The sequence below is a fragment of the Methylorubrum pseudosasae genome (assembly GCF_029504475.1).
GTDB classification, from domain to species: Bacteria; Pseudomonadota; Alphaproteobacteria; order Rhizobiales; family Beijerinckiaceae; genus Methylobacterium; species Methylobacterium extorquens.
Map to the genome: position 1 here is coordinate 332830 of NZ_JAQGDU010000002.1, position 17098 is coordinate 349927.

Below are 17098 nucleotides of genomic sequence, written 5' to 3' on the forward strand. Positions count from 1 at the left end.
CAAAATCCTTCGTCGCCGCGATCATCGCACGGCGGCAAGCGCGTCCGAAAACCCGGTATCGAGGATCGCCTCGGCGCGCGGGGCCCGCGCCGCCGGGATCAGTCCGGCCCGCACGTAGAGGTCGATGATGCGCTGCTCGTCGGCGATCACGGTGTCATCGATCGGCACGGTGCGATAGCGCGCGCGCCCGAACCAGCGCAGCGGCACCGCCTCGGGCAGGCCGATCAGCCGCGACCATGCGGCAGCGTAGGGCGCCGGATCGGTCAGCGCCCGGGCTCGGGCCCTGGCGAGGCGGGCGGCGTAGTCGGCGAGCAGGGCGCGCTTGGATTTCAGCGCGGCGTCGCTCGCCACCGCGTAGCTCAGGCCCGGGGTGATGCCGTTGCCATCGCGGAGCACCCGCACGAGGCCGGCGAGTTCGGCCGCGGAAGTGTAGGGCTCCCAGGTCGACCACGCATCGACCGCGCCGGAGGTCAGCGCCAACTTGGCGTCGGCCGGCGGCAGGAAGCGAAACTGCACGCTGTCGGCGGGCAGCCCCGCTTCTTCGAGGGCGGCGAGGACGACCTGATGGCCGATCGAACCGCGATTGGTGGCGATCCGCTTGCCCTGGAGGTCCGCCACGCTGCGGATGGCGGAATCGGGCCGCACGAGGATGGCGAGCCCGTCCTGCCGGTTGCGGAAGGCCAGAAAGGCCTTGACCGGAACCCCCGCGGCGGCCGCGAAGGTAAAGGGGCCATCGCCCACGCCGCCCGCGTCGATGACGCCGGCATTCAACGCTTCCAGCAGCAGGGCGGCCGCCGGAAACTCGCTCCATTCCAGCCGGTAGGGGAGGCCGTCGAGCACGCCCGTGGCCTCCATCAGGGCACGGGCGTTGCCGCGCTGGTCGCCGACGCGCAAGACCTCCTCCGCGCGGGCGGGCGCGAGGCTGGCGAGCGCCAGGGCGATCAGGACGAGCCAGCGGGCCATCATGCGGCCTCCGCCGTGCCGCGGCGCCGGGCGAGCAGATCCTTGAAGGCCGGTAGCAATTCGCGCCCGTACTGGATCGCGTCCTCCAGCGGGTCGAAGCCACGGATCAGGAAGGTGCGCACGCCGAGGTCGTGATAGTCGAGGAGCGCGTCGGCGACCTGCTCGGGCGCCCCGACGAGCGCCGTGGAGTTGCCGGAGGCGCCGGTCTCGGCGGCGATCGCGGTGTAGAGGCGCTTGTCGAGGCGCTGGCCTTCGGCCGCCGCGGCAAGCAGCCGGCGCGAGCCCTCGTTCTGCGGGGGCGCTGCAGACGCGAGGCCGCGGGCGGTCCGCAGCCGCCGGGTCTCGGCAAGGATGGCCTCCGCCCGCGCCCAGGCCCGCTCCTCGGTCTCCGCCAGGATCGGCCGCAGCGAGAGGCTGAACCGCGGGGAGCGTCCATGCGGGGCGGCCGCCGCCCGCACCCTGCCGATCAGCTCGCGCACCTGGGCGTAGGTCTCGCCCCACAGGGCGTAGGTATCGGCGTGGCGGCCGGCCACCGCCAGAGCCGCCGGCGAGGCGCCGCCGAAATAGACGGGGATCGCCCCGACCGGCTTCACCTCGGAGAATCCGGCCTCGATCCGGTAATGGCGGCCCGCGTAATCGAAGGGCGCGTCCGACGTCCAAGAGAGACGCAGGATGTCGAGGAATTCGGCGGTACGGGCGTAGCGCTCGTCCTTGGTGAGGTGGTCGCCGTCGCGGGCGAGATCGCGGTCGTCGCCGCCGCTGATCGCGTGGATCGCCACGCGTCCGCCGGTGAGCTGGTCGAGCGTCGCGAACTGGCGCGCCGCGATCGTGGGCGCGGTGAAGCCGGTGCGATGGGCGATCATCAGCCCGATGCGCCGCGTCGCGGCCGCGATCTCCGCGGCGATCAGCAGGGGATCGGGGGAGGTGGAATAGGCTGCCACCAGCACCCGATCGAACCCGCCCCGCTCGTGCGCCTTGGCCAGGAGCCGCAGATAGTCGGGCTCGATCGCTGGCCCGCGCGCCGCGCGCGTCTCGGAGACCTCGTGCGGGGCGACGAAGCCGATGAACTCGGTCGTCTCGGGCGGCAGCAGGCTCATCCGGATCTTCCTCGACTGTCAGACACCGAGCGCGGTGCGGCCGGCGGCAATCCGCACCGCGTCGCCCTGCGGCCAGTGGATGCGCGCGCACAGGACGTCGCGCAGGTGCCGCTCCAGCGGCTCTTTTCGCGAGAGGGCGGCGTTGCCGCAGAACTCGGCCACCCGCTGCACCGCCTGGATCGCGTTCTCGGTCACGGTCAGCTTGACGAAGCCCGCCTCCTGCGGGGCCGGCAGCGCGCCCGCATCGGTCTCGGCGGCGAGGCTCGCCACGAGCCGGGCGTTGACGGAGAGGAGCCGCTCGTTCTCGCCCAAGGCCTCGTGGAAGCGCGGCAGGCTGGCGAGCGGCGCCCCGAGGCTGCCGGGCACGCGCTCGTGCAGGAAGTGCCGGAACCACGCCTGAGCCGCCTGCGCGACCCCGTCGTAGAGGGCGGCGAGCAGGGTGCAGCTCCAGGCCTGCTGCAGCGGATCGGGCCGGCGCCATTCCTCCGGGCGGCGCAGATCGACCGCGTGGCCGCCCGGCACCCGCACGTCCTCGAACACCACGTCGTGGCTGCCCGAGGCACGCAGGCCGAGATGGTCCCAGGTCTCCTCGATGCGGATGCCCGGGGGACGACATCGGCACCAGCAGGTTGCCGACCCGCGGCTCCGGCTCGTCGGTGCGCACGAAGACGACGCCGCAGGCGAGGCCCGGCGCGCCGGTGGAGTAGATCTTTCGGCCCGATACCCGCCAGTCGTCGCCGTCGCGCCGGGCGAGCGTGCCGGGCAGGCCACCGCGGGCGGGTGTGCCGAGATCGGGCTCGACCCTGAGCGCATTGATGAGGGCGCCCTTCGTCACCGCGTCGCGCCCGACCGTGTCCGAGAGCGCCCGCGGCCAGGGCGTGCCGGCGCGGTGGATCAGCCCGTGCTGGAGCAGCGTCATCGCCAGCACCAAGGCGACCGCCGGATCGCCGGCCCCGAGCGTACCGACGACCTGTGCCGCCCGCGCCAGCCCGGCCCCGCCGCCATCGAGCCGTTCCGGCACGGTGAGCCCGATCAGACCTGCTTCGCGCAGGGATGCGATCGGCCCGTGCGGAAAAGCGCCGGCGCGATCGCGCTCACCGGCTTCCGCGGCAAAGTTCTCGGCCAGACGCCGGACGGTATCGAGAGACGCGGCGGCCATGGTCATCGATAGGGCATGAGGAAAGAGCGAGGGGGGAGAGGCTGAGCCGAGTGCCGTGGCGATTGGCGGGAGGCTTTTCGCAAGGTCTCGCTATGCTCGGCGCGGAGGCGCGGGCGGTCAACGAAACGTGTTTCCAAAAATGGGACCTCTGGAAGGAGGTTCTGCCCGCGCGCTTCCGAATACCGGAAGATCGCGCTCTGCTCTGTCGACGACGCGTAGGACCTCTGCTTCGGAGGCGGTGTCCGCAGGGGCTCGCCCGCGAACGGACCGTCCTGTCGCCGCTTCCCGATGATCCAGCGCTGATCACCCTAAACCCGGATCGCTGGGCGAAAAATCTTCTCGCGGACGTCAAAGCTGCGAAAGTCTATCGCCGGACATGACGTATTTTGGAAAGATGCTTCGATTGACTTCACTGCCAAGCAATTGAAAACTGAATAAACCAGCCCCTTCCGAGAAGCTGTTCCCGATATCGACGCGCCGCATCGTCCCGGTTGACCGGGCGATTCTCCGGTGCGTCCCGCCTTGCGACCCTGCGGAGACGACCATGACCGACGAGCCCTCGCGCCCCGGCCTCCTGCCGTCGCGCCGGTTCCTGTTGCGCGCAGGCGCTGCCGCAGCGGCTCTCCCGCTTGGGTTCGGGGTGGGCGGCGTGCGGGCTTGGGGCCCCGGTCCGACCGTGCCGTTCGATCCCGGCCCGATCTGCCGCCCCGCCGCCGCAGAGGGGCCCGCCGGTCCCCTGAAGCCGATCAAGCTCGCCTGGAACGCCACCGCGATCTGCACCGCCGCGGCGCCGCTGGCCAAGGAGCGCGGCATCTTCGCCGCCCACGGTCTCGACGTGGAGTTCGTGAATTTCGGCGGCTCGACCGAGGCTCTGTTGGAGGCCATCGCCACGGGCAAGGCGGATGCCGGCATCGGCATGGCGTTGCGTTGGCTCAAGCCGCTGGAACAGGGCTTCGACGTGAAGATCACCGCCGGCCTGCACGGCGGCTGCCTCCGGCTGCTCGGCGCGAAATCCGCCGGCATCACCGACGTCGCGGCGCTGAAGGGCAAAACGATCGCGATCAGCGATCACGCGAGCCCGGCCAAGAACTTCTTCGCCCTGCTGCTCGCGCAGGCCGGCATCGATCCGGAGACCGGTGTCGAGTGGCGGCAATACCCGGCCGATCTTCTCAACCTGGCGGTCGAGAAGGGCGAGGCGCAGGCGCTGGCCGATTCCGATCCGCGCACGTGGATCTGGCTGAAGGACCCGAAATTCACGGAAGTCGCGACCAACCTCTCGGGGGCGTATGCCGACCGCACCTGCTGCGTGGTCGCCGTGCGCGGCAGCCTGATCCGCAACGACCGCGCTGCCGCCGCCGCGCTCACCCGCGCCGTGCTGGAGGCCGGTCACCGCGTCCACGAGAACCCGGAGGACGCCGCACGCATCTTCTCGGGCTACGGCGGCAAGGGTTCGGTCGAGGATCTCGCCGCGATGCTGCGCAGCCAGCACCACGGCGACCGCCCGGTCGGCACCGACCTGAAACGCCAGCTCGTGCTCTACGGCGACGAGCTCAAACAGGTGAACGTCCTCAAGCGCACCACCGACACGGCTAAGTTCGCCGAGCGCGTCTATGCCGACGTGTTGAGCTGAGGGGCGCTCATGACCAGCCTCACCGGATTCGCCGGCGCCTTGCCCGATGCCCATGGGCGCTCCCCGGGGCTGCCGCTGCGAGCGCTCGCCCTCGGCGCGGCATGGCTCGCGCTCGCGGGGGCGACCTACGCCCTGCCGGAGGACGGCGACTTCCCCACCACCGCCGCCTTCGCGGCCGGCGCCCTCGGTTTCGGCCTCGTCCTGCCGCCGCTGGTCGCCCGGTCGGCGCATCTCGGCCGGGCCGGAGCCTCCCTGGCGCATTGGACGCCCTGGCTGACCCTTCTGGCGCTGGCCCTCACCGCCTGGGAGCTCATCACGGCGAAGTTCGCGCTCCTGCCGATGCCCTTCTTCCCGCCGCCGCAGGCGATCCTCGAAGTCTTCCTGGAAGATTGGCCGAGGCTCGGCGGCAGCATCCTGGCCTCGCTAAAGCTGCTCGCCGGAGGCTACCTGATCGGCGCCGGTCTCGGCTTCGTGCTCGGCGTCGCGATCGGCTGGTCGAAGGCCGTAGGCTACTGGGCGCATCCGATTTTGCGCTTCGTCGGGCCGCTGCCGGCGACCGCGTGGCTGCCGATGGCCTTCTTCGTGTTTCCCTCATCCTGGTCGGCCAGCACCTTCCTAATCGCACTCGCCACCGGTTTCCCGGTCACGGTGCTGACATGGTCGGGGGTCGCCGGGGTCAACAAGGCCTATTTCGACGTGGCGCGCACGCTGGGGGCCTCGCCTGCCTTCCTCGTGCTGCGGGTCGCGGTGCCGGCGGCGCTGCCGCACGTCTTCGTCGGGCTGTTCATGGGGCTCGGCGGCGCCTTCGCCGTGCTGGTGGTCGCCGAGATGCTCGGCGTGAAGTCCGGCCTCGGCTGGTACCTGCAATGGGCTCAGGGCTGGGCCGCCTACGCCAACATGTACGCCGCGCTGATCGTGATGGCGCTGATGTGCTCCGGCCTTATCACCCTGCTGTTCCGCCTGCGCGACCGGGTGCTCTCCTGGCAGAAGGGGCTGGTGCAATGGTAGCCGGACCGCTCGAACGCTCCACCCCGGCGCCCCTTGCGGCCGTCGGATCGCGGCTCACCGTCGAGGCCGTGTCGCACGCTTTCGACATCCGCGGCGCCGCGCTTCCGGTGCTCGACCGCATCTCCCTCGACGTGGCGCCGGGCGGCTTCGTGGCGCTGCTCGGTCCCTCCGGCTGCGGCAAGTCCACCCTACTGCGTCTCGTCGCCGGGCTGGAGCCGCCCGGCGCCGGCCGCATCTCGATCGACGGGGCTGGGGTCACGGGCCCCGATCCCTCGCGCCTGCTCGTGTTCCAGGACCCGACGCTCTATCCCTGGCGCACGGTGCAGGGGAACGTGATGCTGGGGCTGGAGGCCCGCGGTGTCGCCAGGCGCGAGCGCGCGGCCCGGGTCGAGGCGGCCCTGCGCCTGGTCGGGCTCGACGGCTTCAGCGAGGTCTTCCCGCACCAGCTCTCCGGCGGCATGGCCCAGCGCGCGGCGCTGGCCCGCGCCCTGGTGAATGCGCCGCGCCTTCTCCTCCTCGACGAACCGCTCGGCAAGCTCGACGCTCTGACCCGCCTCAGCCTGCAGGCCGAGATCCTGCGGCTGTGGCAGGAGACGCGCTTCACCGCGCTCCTCGTCACCCACGACGTGGAGGAGGCGCTGGTGCTGGCCGAGCGTGTCATCGTGCTCTCCGACCGCCCGGCCGCAATCCGCGCAGACATCCTCGTCGAGCGTCCCTATCCGCGCCACCGCGACGATCCTGAATTGGTGCGTCTGCGCCGAAAAATCCTCGGCATCCTCGGTCAATCGATCTGATCGGCGGCCGCTCGGGGTCGTGCTTTCATCCTCCGTTCGACCGGCTCATCCGTAACCACTGCGCCAACCGAAGCCGGTGGCGTCGGTTGGTTGAGCGAACAATGTCGGACCGTTGTGATATGCGTGCCAAAGGTCTGCTGCTGGCGCGAAGCAGGCATTACCGTTGCGGATCAAAGCAAAATCCAGACCTCGATGACGCGCTGAAAGCGTTCGTGGGGAGTGTCGGGATGGGAGTTAAGCTCGAGGTTCCTATCCATTGCCGCCGACAACGTGAATCGCGAACGACACACCGAACAGGCCGAGCGCAGCGAGTGTAAGATCACCGCGATTTTTGTCTGTGCTGAGGTATTCAAGCCTGAGGACAGAGGATACGAATTCCGCGTCTCGAATATATGAGGGCGGGAGCGTTCAGGGTTGCGTGGTTACTCTTAGTACAGTGGTCACGGTCCAATCGCCCGCGTGAAGTTTGGTGCCGCCCGACACTGCATGCCGTTGCCTTGCATGACATTCGGCGGCCGGCATGACCGAGACGTCTAACGTTTGACTGGGCAAGCTACGGGTGTTCACGCGAGTTGATGCCGATCCGAGTGCAGTGCGAATGACAACGGACGATGGGCGAGCCGACTTGGGGCGTACTCGGCTTAGTGCCTCTCACGAAACTCCCGCTGCGCTGTCATCGCCAGAGCGAGAACGGTCGGAGACCGGGAGTGTTGTGAGGCACTCGTAGCTCGGAGCTTGGCCGGCGGACCTGAACTGGGCGCCGCAGGTATCGCCACGCATTGCGGCGGCATGCACGTAAGCACACCCATGCAGGCAGAGGGGCAAGGGTGCAGCGCGCGGAAGCGGCGACAGCCTGCAAACAATCGACGCACCCCGCGCTTCGAATGACAATATTTTGAACAAAGATGACTGCATTTGCGCCACAATTCGGCGAATCGCGTGCACCGCAACCGTAAATTGGACTTATGCGTACGCTCTCAGGCGCTGCCCAGCGCCGACTATATTCTTACATGGTCGCTTTTAATTCGAATTTAACGAAAAATTTTCGCAACCCTTTCGGCGCCGCAGCAATTCAGAGGGCGTCGCACGGCCGATGACCCGAATGGTTGCCGTCCGCAGAGCGACCCATTCCACGCGCCTGGAGTTGGCCTCGTGTCCCAGCCTACCCTCACGTCCGCGCCGGAGCACCGCCATGGCCGGCTCGTCCGCGTGTCGAGCGTCGGTCTTGCCTCGGTTCTGGCGATCTTGATCGGCACCTCGGTGCTTCCGCCCCTCGTGGCGGACCAATCCGATCGCGCGGTGGTCAACGCCCCGGTCACCCTGCTGACGGCCCCGATCGCGGGCGATATCGGGGCGATCCCGGTCACCGCGGGGGACAAGGTCGAACGCGGTTCGCTGGTGGCCCAGATCACCAATGACCGCCTGGATCGCGCCACGGCGATCCAGCTAGCCGGGCGGGTCTCCGAACTGCGGGAGCGCGCGCTTGCCGCCGAGAACAAGAGAACCTCGAACGAGGCCTATCTTGCGGCCATCGATCGGGCGATCCGGGATCAATCCGCACAGATGATGCAGGTCCTCCGCTCACAGGTCGAGGAGCTCAAAGCCAAAATCGCCTCGGCCAACGCGTCGGGCGAGGAGAAGCGGGTGCTGATGGAGCGTCAGGTCGGCATGGTCGCGCGCGACGTGGCGAGCCCCGATATGGTGAAGTCGACGACGCAAGCCTTCAACGCCGCGATCCAGGAGAAGAAGGCGGCGGAGGCCAAGCTCAATCAGAAGACGGTTCAGCTCGAGGGACTGGCTCGTGGGCTGTTCCTGGGCGACGAACTGCGCAGCCTCGCCGACCTGTCGGAGAAGCAGCTCTCCATCACCTACGACACGCAGCGCCTTGCAATCGAGGAGAAGGAGCTGAAGGCCGCGATGGTCGATCAGCAGGCGCTGCTGAAGCGGGAGGACCAGCGCCTCGACAGGTTGACAACCTCCGAAATCAAGGCTTCGGCCAAGGGCGTCGTCTACAACGTCAACGCCACGACCGGACGGCACGTCGGAGCCGGCGACAGCCTCGCCTCCGTCGTGGATTGCGAGCGCAGCTTCGTCGTCGCCATCTTCTCCTACCGCCAGGGCCAGAACCTGCAGGTGGGAAGCGCGGTCACGATTTCGGGCGGATCCGTCGGGCCTCGCCGAGGCATCGTGACCGAGATTCTGCCCAAGACCAGCGACACTGTCGACGCGACCTACGCGGTGCCGTTCCCGCAGACGGAGCGGCGCGAGCTCTACGTCCTGGTCAGGCCCGAGCTGCTCCCGGCTAGCGGTGCGGCGTCCGAAACCCTGGTGGAGTCGGCTTGTGGCGTCGGGCGCTGGGTGACGGTCACGCGGGAATCGGGCTGGGTGCCGTCGAACTCCGTCGTCTGGCGCGATCTCGGTGACGGCGCGAGCGGGCTCGTGACGATGGTCGCGGCCGCCGCACCCGATGTCGTGCAAACCGTGTCCGATCACGCCCGGGCCATGGTCTCCTCCGCAAGCGACGTCCTGAAACACGTCGTCTCCACGGGGGCGGATGTCGCGGGCCCGGCACGGGCCGGCCACGACGTCCCCGTGCGGCCGGAACCCGGAACGCCTCGCGCGAGCTCAGCCGTTGGTGAGGGCCGTTCCGAGACGCAATCGGAGGCGATCGCGCCCGCTATCCAGAGAGACGCGCCGACCATCGCGTCCACGGAGGCCGGGGAGAAACCTGTGGCCGATCGCATGGCCCCGATCCCGACCCAGCCCTCGAGCACGGGGCAGCAGCCGGCCGAGATCGCCCCTGCGCGCCGCATTTCGATGCCGCCGCTCCCGCCGGCACGGCCGAATTCTTTCCAAAGCGAGGCTCCGAAACGGACAGGTTCCATCGCACAGGAGGCACGCAGCTGAGGGCGGTCGCCGCCGCGCTCGCTCTCACGTTGGGAATGTCGGCCCCTGCCTGGGCGGATGATCTCGGCCGGGAGCTGTGCCGCGCCCTGTCCGGCGCCGTCGAGAGGACGGCGCCCGATGGGGACCCCGTGTTCCTCGCGAGCTACGAGCCCGGGCCGGACGAGAAGGAGGTTCCGCCGCCGCTGCGCAGCACCGCCTTCTCCTACGACAACGCCCTGGCGGCCACGGCGCTCACGGCCTGCGGCGACCTGCGGCGCGCCCGTCAGATCGGCGAGGCCTTCCTCGTGGCGATCGAGAGCGACCGCACCTTCGAGGATGGCCGCATCCGCAATGCCTATCGCGCCGGCCCGGTGCGCGCGCGTCCCGTCCTCCTCCCGGGCTGGTGGGACGCCGCGAACAAGCGCTGGTCCGAGGACCGCTATCAGGACGGCACGGCGACCGGCAACGTCGCGTGGGTCGGGCTGGCACTGCTCAATCTGCGCGACGCGACGCAGGACCCGCGTTTCGAGAAAGGGGCTACCCGTCTCGCGGCCTGGATCCGAGCGCGGACGGCCCGCCACAACGGGCCCGGCTTCACCGGAGGGCTCGACGGCTACGATCCCGACCAAGCGTCGCTGCGCTGGGCCTCCACCGAGCACAACCTCGACATCGTTGCCCTCGGGATGCGGCTCGGCAAGCCCGACGACCGGGCCATGGCTGCCTCGGCGCGGACATTCCTCGACGCCGCCTTCGACGAGCGGGCCGGCTGCTTCCGGATGGGAACCGATACCGATGGCCATATGCGCGGTGTCGAGGCCGTGGCCCTCGACACGCAGCTCTGGCCGCTGCTCGGGGTCGTCGATCCACCGGAGGCTTGGCGGCGCGCCCTGTCCTGCGCGACCACACGGTTGGGCGTGCCCGGCGGGTTCGATTTCAACGACGACCGCGACGGCCTTTGGGTCGAGGGAACCGCACAGGCGGCGCTCGCCTATCGCTCCGTCCAGAACGAGGCCACGGCGGGGGAACTCCTGCAGACCCTTGCCGGTCAGCGCGCCCCCTCGGGCTCGCTCTATGCAAGCCGCGAGGCACGGCTGACCACCGGTCTGCGAATCGGGCCGGCGAGCACGCAGGACGACTTCTTCTACTTCCGCCGTCCGCATCTTGGCGCGACGGCTTGGGCCGCGCTGGCGGCTTTGGGCCACAATCCCTTCACAGGAGGCCGCGTCCAATGATGTTTCCCTCGCCCGGCGACGCGGCCTCCGTGCTCGCGCTCTCGTTCGGCATCGCGCTCGGACTTTTCGCTCTCGCGGGCCTGTTGCGGCCGGAGCGCGCCTTCGATCGCCTTCTGTTCGGAGCGCTGACGGCTGCGCTCATCGCCACTTACGCGCGCTGGCGCTGGAGCGACACGCTGCCGCCGCTGACCCCCGAGGCCGGTGCCTTCTGGTCCTACCTGTTCTTTGCCGCCGAGATGGTGGCGGTGGTCTATACCCTGCTCTCGGTGATCATCCTGCTGCGCTTCAAGGATCGGTCAAGGGAGGCCGACGCGGCCCAAGCGCGCCGCGAGGCGAGTGGCGAATGGCCGGCCGTCGACATCTTCATCTGCACCTACAACGAGCCGCGCGAGGTTGTGGAGAAGTCGATCCTGCCATCGCTCGCCATCGATTACGAACCCAAGACCGTCTGGGTCTGCGACGACACCCGCCGCGACTGGCTGCGCGACTACTGCGAGGAGGTCGGCGCCCGCTACATCACGCGCCCGGACAACAAGGGGGCCAAGGCCGGCAACCTCAACAACGCCCTGCGTCACACCGCTGAGCGGACCGACGCCCCCCTGATTCTCGTGCTGGATGCGGATTTCGCGCCGCAGCCGAACATCCTCAAGCGCATGGTCGGCCTGTTCGATGATCCGAAGACGGGCGTGGTGCAGTCGCCGCAATTCTTCTTCAATGCCGATCCGATCCAGCACAATCTCGCCGCCTCCGACAGCTGGGTCGATGACCAGCGCATCTTCTTCGACGTGTTCCAGCCGGCAAAGGACGCCTGGAACGCGGCCTTCTGTGTCGGCACCTCCTTCATCGTGCGCCGCGACCGGCTCGGCGAGATCGGTGGCTTCCCGGATGCCGCGATCTGCGAGGATCTCAATCTGTCGCTCGGCATGTCACGCCGCGGCTACGAGACCCACTGGCTGAACGAGCGGCTGAGCATGGGCCTCTCGGCTGAGGGCCTCCCGGAATACATCACGCAGCGTACCCGCTGGTGCCTCGGAACGATTCAGATCGCGTTGCTCGCCGACGGGCCGCTTCGCGGGCCGGGCTATACCCTGGTCCAGCGGATCCACTTCCTTCATGGCGTGCTGAACTGGGCCTGCAAACCCTACATCGTGCTGATGCTGCTGGCCCCGGCGGTCTACTGGATCGCCGGGCTGCCGGCCTTCGAGGCCGACGTGCTGTCCTTCCTGCGATACGGTGCGCCCCCGCTCTTCGCTCTATGGGCCTATAGCGGCTGGGTTTCGCGTTCGCGCACGCTGCCGATCTTCATGGAGGTGACCCACGCGATCAGTGCGCTCGCCGTCACCATGACGCTCATCCAAGCGGCCGTCCGACCCTTCGGCCGGCCGTTCAAAGTCACGGAAAAGGGTGGTGATCGCTCCCAGATGCGCGTCCGCTGGCGCATGGCTTCGGCCTTCGGCGGCCTCTCCCTGCTTTCGGCCTTCAGCATCGTCTGGGCCTTCATCGCCCCGACCGCTCCGGCCGAGATCTCGGATATCGACTACTTCAACCTCGTCTGGGCCGGAGTGGCGATGGTGCTGACCTTCATCTGCTTCCTCGTCTGTTTCGAATACCCGCGCGTCGATCTCGCATTCCGCTACGACGCCGACGCCCGGATCGAAGCCGGCGGGACCAGCCACGCCTGCCGCATCGCGACCCTTTCGCCCGGCCGGGCGACCCTTGCCGAGGCGTGGGAGCCCGTCTCCGCGCTGGGTGCGCCGCTCATCCTGCACCTTCCGGGCATCGGTGCGATCGACGCGGTTGCGGACTCCGCCGGGCTTTCACTCGATCCGACCCCGGAGCAGTACCGGGCTCTGGTCGTGGCCCTCTACTCCACCCCGCGCGACACCATCGCCCGTGCCGCTCGGTTCACACCGGCCGTCGGTGGCCTGCTCCGCCGGAGCCTGGGCCTCGGCTGAGCGGCGTCGCGGGCGAAGCGCATCGGCGGATACTCTCGGACGCGTTCCGACCCAGTGTCGGCCGGTGCGTCCGCAAGAACCCGCGTCACGACAAGCATCCGGAGACGCCGGCCTGAGGCGATCCGGCCGGATACGGCTCTAGGTGTGGTGATACATGTCGTGCACCGGATGCGTCTGATCCGTGACCCCGATCAGGCCGACCGTGTGATGGGTCGTCGCCTCGTCCGGCCCCTGCGGAGGGGCCGATGGCGCCGGATCCTGAGGGGCGTCCGTGTGGAACACGAGATTGCCGTCCGCGTCGATCACCGCGGGCGGAGGGCTTGGCCGGCCCGGCTTCGCTTGGCCGGACGCCCCCTGGGACGCCGCGGAGCCGGATTGGCTGTTTGGCAAAGGCCCGCCCGCCAGATCGGCTTCGACCTGTACAGGCGGCTGGGTCGGCTCGTTGGCCTTGACCGGAGGGGCCGCCTGTCCGGGCGCCTCTCGGTCGGTGCGGCTGCTGACCGAAAGGCCGTCATCGACCTGTCCTTGATCGAAATGGGCCGGTGCGATCGCCTCCTGCGAAACCGGTGCAGACGGCGACGTCAGGTCAGGACCTCCGGACGGGCCGGACAGGTCATTCTCGTCCACGCCGTGAACCGTCGCCTGCGGGTCCGCCACTGGGATCGCGCGAACGACGACGGGTCCCGCGCCGTCATGCGGCCCGTCAGGATCGGCTTGGGCGTGCTCACCCTTCGGCGACGCAATCTGAGCGTCCGACGCGGGTGAAGCGCCGTGTCCGAGGGGGTTTTCCGCCTCCGCCCGATCGCTTCCCCGATCCTGCAAGACGGGATCGTGGGCAGCCGACGCGGGAACGGCAAGCTCCGCATCGGCACTTTGCCCGTGCGGCGCCGACTCTTCCTGCGCAGGCCTCGCCTGGGGCCCGGCGCCGCCGGTAGGGACGTTCGATGGCAACGTCACGGCGACGTCGCTCGGCGTGGATCCGTGCTCCTTCGTGCCGAACACGTCCCCGTTCGTCTGTTCCGAGGCTGCCGCGTTCGCGGCCTGATCGGAGCCATGCTCGATCGAATGACCCCGTGCGGGTTCGGCGGACGACGATGTCAGATCCTGACCAGGTCCATCCGCCGCGGGCGCCCGATCGGCCTTGGCTGCAGGCCCGGGAGCCGCTGCGTCGGTCGGCTCGTGCGCGCCGCCCGGTAACTCGGTCGCGCTGAGCGTTTTCGATCCGTGGGAAGCGGAATCGGGGTCGAGCAGCGCATGAGCCTTCGGGGCCGGTGCCGCGTCGGATCGCGTTTCGCCGGCAGTTTCTGGCTTACCGTGACTTGAAGCCGTGTCGGTCGCGCCGGGACCATGCGCTTCGGGCGCTTGCTGGTCGTTCCGCTCGGCCGGAACCGAGTTTTGACTCTGGCCGCGATCGGCCTGTTGCTCAGTCGCGGGAAGAACGGCCTCGGCCTGTGCGGCCGATCCCCGCTCGCTGGCATCGCTCGGGGCCCGACCGTGGCCGGCGGTCGGCGCGTCTGAGCTCGGCTCATGGAGGGCGACAACCTCGGCCTTCGAGTTGCTGCCATGACCCTGACCCTGGCCGTTGTTGCTGCCCGTCGGCTCGATCTGCGGATCGTTTCCCGACGCCGCCTCGGTCGGCCGCGGCGAACCTTGATCGTTGGCATTCTCCTGGCCGCTGGCGCGACCACCCTGTTGGCCCGCGAGAGGATCGCCGGTCACGGCCTCGGCCCGTGCGCTTCCCGGACCAGAGACGCCGGCATGGCCTTCATTCGGGCCGGTCCGCCCGATCGGCGGGTTCTGTGCCACCGCAGGCTCAGCCTGCGAGCCCCGGTCCTGAGCAACGGCGCTCGCGTTGCCGTTGTCACGGCCGGTCTGCTCGACCGGGGGGCTGTTCCTCGTCTCGGCCTGCGCCGGCACGGTTTCTTCCCGAGCGACAGCGCTGGATTGGTCATGGCCGCGATCGGTCTGCGCGCTCGGCGGAGTACTTCCCGTCGCAGGCTCAGCCTGCGGACTCCGCTCCTGAGCAGCGGCACCGGCGTTGCCGCTACCACGGCTACTCGCCTCGACCGGTGGGCTATTCGCAGCTTCAGCCTGAGCCGGCGCGGCGTCTTCCCGAGCGACGCCGCTTGATTGGTCCTGGCCGCGGCCTGTCTGCGCGCTTAGCGGATTACTTCCCGTCGCAGGCTCAGCCTGCGGGCCCCGCTCCTGAGCAACGGCACCGGCATTGCCACGGCTACTCGACTCGACCGGCGGGCTATTCGCAGCTTCGGCCTGAGCCGGCCCGGCGTCTTGCCGAGCGACAACGCTGGATTGGTCCTGGCCGCGGCCGGTCTGCGCGCTCGGCGGATTACTTCCCGTCGCAGGCTCAGCCTGCGGGCCCCGCTCCTGAGCAACGGCGCCGGTGTTGCCACGGCTACTCGCCTCGACTGATGGGCTATTCGCAGCTTCGGCCTGAGCCGACGCGGGTTCCTGCCGAGCGACGCCGCCGGCTTGGCCATTGCCCCCGCCGGCCGGCGCGGTCTGCGGGTTGTTCCCGCTCGCCCCCTCAGGCGATGAAGCGCGGTCCGGACCGACGGTGTTCACCGGGCCGTTCGTGGGGCTCGTTGGCTCGGCCCGCATTTCATGAGAGGCCGCAGCCGGCGCGCCCTGATCCTGGCTTTGGGCGCTGGCTTGGCCCTGACCGGGTCCAACCGGCTCGGCGTTCGGGCTGTGTCCGACGGCCGCCATCGCCGGCGCGCCGCGGTCCTGGCCGGTGCTGTCGATGGGACTTTGATCGGGGCGGGCCTGCCCGGCCTGCGGCGTGGTCCCGGTCGCGGGTTCAACCTGCGGGCTCTGGGCCGGCGCAACGCTGGTGGCTTGCCTGTCACTCTCGGCGCCACGCTCGGCCTGCGGGCTATTCCCGGTCGCCGTCTCGGCCGGAGCGCCTCGACCGGCGCCCTCGGGCTGGCTGTGACCGGGGGCGGCCTGCTCCCCGGTCGGATGGGTCTCGGCGGCCTTGGCCGGGGATTCTCGATCCCGGCCCATGCCCTCGACGTGACCGTTGGCATGCCCCGCCGGTTCGACCTTCGGACTGTTCCCGAGCGCAGCCTCTGCGGGTCGGCCGTCGCCCCGATCGTCGGCATCACGCGAGGCTTCGGGGGACGGTGCCCGGTTCGTTGCAGTCTGGGTCACGGCGTTGACCCAGGCCGGTCGGGCAGGTCCGCTGCCGGCGTCGGCCGAGTCAGACGATGCGGCAGGTGCAGAACGGGCGCGGGAGCCGGGCTCGGTGATCGAGGCCGAGGCCGAACCGGCGTGCTGATCACTTGAGGCCGACCCCGGCTCGTCCGATGCGGGCGCTGCACTCTCGCTGCGACCGGACGTCGATGCCTGTTGGCCGCTGGATTTGGCGGCGGACGCCTCGGCCGATGTGTTGGCCAGCGCGACATCGCTGCCAAATTTCGGCGCCAGCGGCTGGTTCTGCGAGGCTGGTGACTTCGGCGCTTCAGCCGGAGATTCGGTCCGCGCCACAGGAGCCGGATCGACCCGGCTCGCCGCTGCAATCGTGTCGGAAGCGGGGTGAGGACGAGCATCGGGATTCGCGCCGCTGCCCTGCGCCGTCAGAACGGCGGGCTGAGCCGACACGCTCCCGCGGCCGGGGCCGAACGTGGTGCCCGACGCCGACGCAGCTTCACCCTGCGCGGTTAAGATCGAGGCGTTGCCCGCCCCGTCCGCGAAGTCGAGATCCAGCTCCGCGCTCACGGCGCGGTGATCGATCGCCATGGCCTCGGCTGCGAAGATCATCGCGGAGAGGATGATGGCCTCAAGCTGCTTGCGATCAGTGTCCCGATCACCGGACCCGCCATTGGCCTTCGGCTGCGGATGGCCCTGCGCGGGCTCGCCTCCCTGGGAGGTCGGCGGCGGAGATACGCCTTCGCCCCCCGCCACGAGCGGACCGGCATGGGCATCCTCTGACGACAGGCTCAAGGCTGCCGCCGCCACCAGCGCCGCGAGCAGCGCGGCCGGATGAACCACGAGCGTCGTCCCCGTCCCTGTCGCCGGGATCGGGAGCAGGTGCGGATGCAGTCGGGCGATCTGGTCGATCAGGGTCCGGAAATCCGTGCCGCGCACGGGCCGATCCAGAGCGTCCGAGGCGATGAGATAATTGCCGTCGATTTTGGCGAAGTGAATGATCGCGTCGCCGTCCGGTTGGCAGAAGACGAACCACGGCTCACCCTCGTCGCTGAGGCCGTGCTCGCTCGCGATGCTGAACCCGGCACGGAGGAGAGCCGCCTCGACGCGATAGAACTCGGCCAGCTCCTGCTGCGACCAGTTGCCTTGCCGCGCCGATGCCGGACGGAAGAAGGGAATGACCGTGCTCATCGTCATCTCACCGTG

9 protein-coding genes and 1 pseudogene are annotated in these 17098 nt (G+C 69.5%); 6 read left to right on the top strand and 4 right to left on the bottom strand.

Annotation, left to right across the window (positions count from 1 at the left end; all coding sequences use genetic code 11):
* Positions 1-21: 21 nt before the first annotated feature.
* The 3 genes and pseudogenes from M2437_RS02405 to M2437_RS02415 all read right to left on the bottom strand — a co-directional run bounded on the left by M2437_RS02405 (position 22) and on the right by M2437_RS02415 (position 3225).
* Positions 22-963, bottom strand: a complete 942-nt coding sequence (locus tag M2437_RS02405) for an ABC transporter substrate-binding protein (protein ID WP_253389260.1) — start codon at positions 961-963, stop codon at positions 22-24.
* A complete protein-coding gene (locus tag M2437_RS02410) occupies positions 963-2060 on the bottom strand; it encodes an LLM class flavin-dependent oxidoreductase (protein WP_253389261.1) in 1098 nt (365 codons plus the stop codon). Before M2437_RS02410 ends, M2437_RS02405 begins: the two co-directional genes overlap by 1 nt.
* A gap of 18 nt (positions 2061-2078) precedes the next feature.
* A pseudogene (locus M2437_RS02415) lies at positions 2079-3225 on the bottom strand (acyl-CoA dehydrogenase family protein).
* Positions 3226-3763: 538 nt separating this feature from the next.
* Here M2437_RS02415 and M2437_RS02420 point away from each other — a divergent pair.
* The 6 genes from M2437_RS02420 to M2437_RS02445 all read left to right on the top strand — a co-directional run bounded on the left by M2437_RS02420 (position 3764) and on the right by M2437_RS02445 (position 12724).
* Positions 3764-4849, top strand: a complete 1086-nt coding sequence (locus tag M2437_RS02420) for an ABC transporter substrate-binding protein (RefSeq protein WP_182569842.1) — start codon at positions 3764-3766, stop codon at positions 4847-4849.
* 9 nt (positions 4850-4858) lie between these two features.
* Positions 4859-5857 (top strand): ABC transporter permease, encoded by a 999-nt coding sequence (locus tag M2437_RS02425; protein ID WP_253389263.1) that lies wholly within the window; start codon positions 4859-4861, stop codon positions 5855-5857.
* Positions 5851-6651: an ABC transporter ATP-binding protein gene (locus M2437_RS02430; RefSeq protein WP_238509093.1), complete on the top strand. Its 801-nt coding sequence runs from the start codon at positions 5851-5853 to the stop codon at positions 6649-6651. Before M2437_RS02425 ends, M2437_RS02430 begins: the two co-directional genes overlap by 7 nt.
* A gap of 1152 nt (positions 6652-7803) precedes the next feature.
* A complete protein-coding gene (locus M2437_RS02435; RefSeq protein WP_253389264.1) occupies positions 7804-9558 on the top strand; it encodes an HlyD family secretion protein in 1755 nt (584 codons plus the stop codon).
* Positions 9559-9593: 35 nt separating this feature from the next.
* Entirely contained in the window at positions 9594-10769 is a 1176-nt protein-coding gene (locus M2437_RS02440) for a hypothetical protein (RefSeq protein WP_253389265.1), read from the top strand.
* Positions 10766-12724 carry a glycosyltransferase family 2 protein gene (locus M2437_RS02445; protein ID WP_253389266.1) on the top strand — a complete coding sequence of 653 codons (1959 nt, stop codon included), beginning with the start codon at positions 10766-10768 and terminating at the stop codon, positions 12722-12724. The genes M2437_RS02440 and M2437_RS02445 overlap by 4 nt, the downstream gene beginning before the upstream one ends.
* Positions 12725-12862: 138 nt before the next feature.
* On the opposite strand, the gene M2437_RS02450 is transcribed toward M2437_RS02445, so the two are convergent.
* The gene (locus tag M2437_RS02450) at positions 12863-17083 is read right to left on the bottom strand and encodes a hypothetical protein (protein WP_253389683.1); all 4221 of its coding nucleotides are present in this window, start codon (positions 17081-17083) and stop codon (positions 12863-12865) included.
* Between the last annotated feature and the right edge of the window lie 15 nt (positions 17084-17098).

What these genes read in the sequence shown, in the direction of transcription:
- M2437_RS02410 (WP_253389261.1), bottom strand. Translation starts at nt 2,060, where the DNA reads ATGAGCCTGCTGCCGCCCGAGACGACCGAGTTCATCGGCTTCGTCGCC.
- M2437_RS02440 (WP_253389265.1), top strand. Translation starts at nt 9,594, where the DNA reads ATGTCGGCCCCTGCCTGGGCGGATGATCTCGGCCGGGAGCTGTGCCGC.
- M2437_RS02450 (WP_253389683.1), bottom strand. Translation starts at nt 17,083, where the DNA reads ATGAGCACGGTCATTCCCTTCTTCCGTCCGGCATCGGCGCGGCAAGGC.
- M2437_RS02430 (WP_238509093.1), top strand. Translation starts at nt 5,851, where the DNA reads ATGGTAGCCGGACCGCTCGAACGCTCCACCCCGGCGCCCCTTGCGGCC.
- M2437_RS02445 (WP_253389266.1), top strand. Translation starts at nt 10,766, where the DNA reads ATGATGTTTCCCTCGCCCGGCGACGCGGCCTCCGTGCTCGCGCTCTCG.
- M2437_RS02405 (WP_253389260.1), bottom strand. Translation starts at nt 963, where the DNA reads ATGGCCCGCTGGCTCGTCCTGATCGCCCTGGCGCTCGCCAGCCTCGCG.
- M2437_RS02420 (WP_182569842.1), top strand. Translation starts at nt 3,764, where the DNA reads ATGACCGACGAGCCCTCGCGCCCCGGCCTCCTGCCGTCGCGCCGGTTC.
- M2437_RS02425 (WP_253389263.1), top strand. Translation starts at nt 4,859, where the DNA reads ATGACCAGCCTCACCGGATTCGCCGGCGCCTTGCCCGATGCCCATGGG.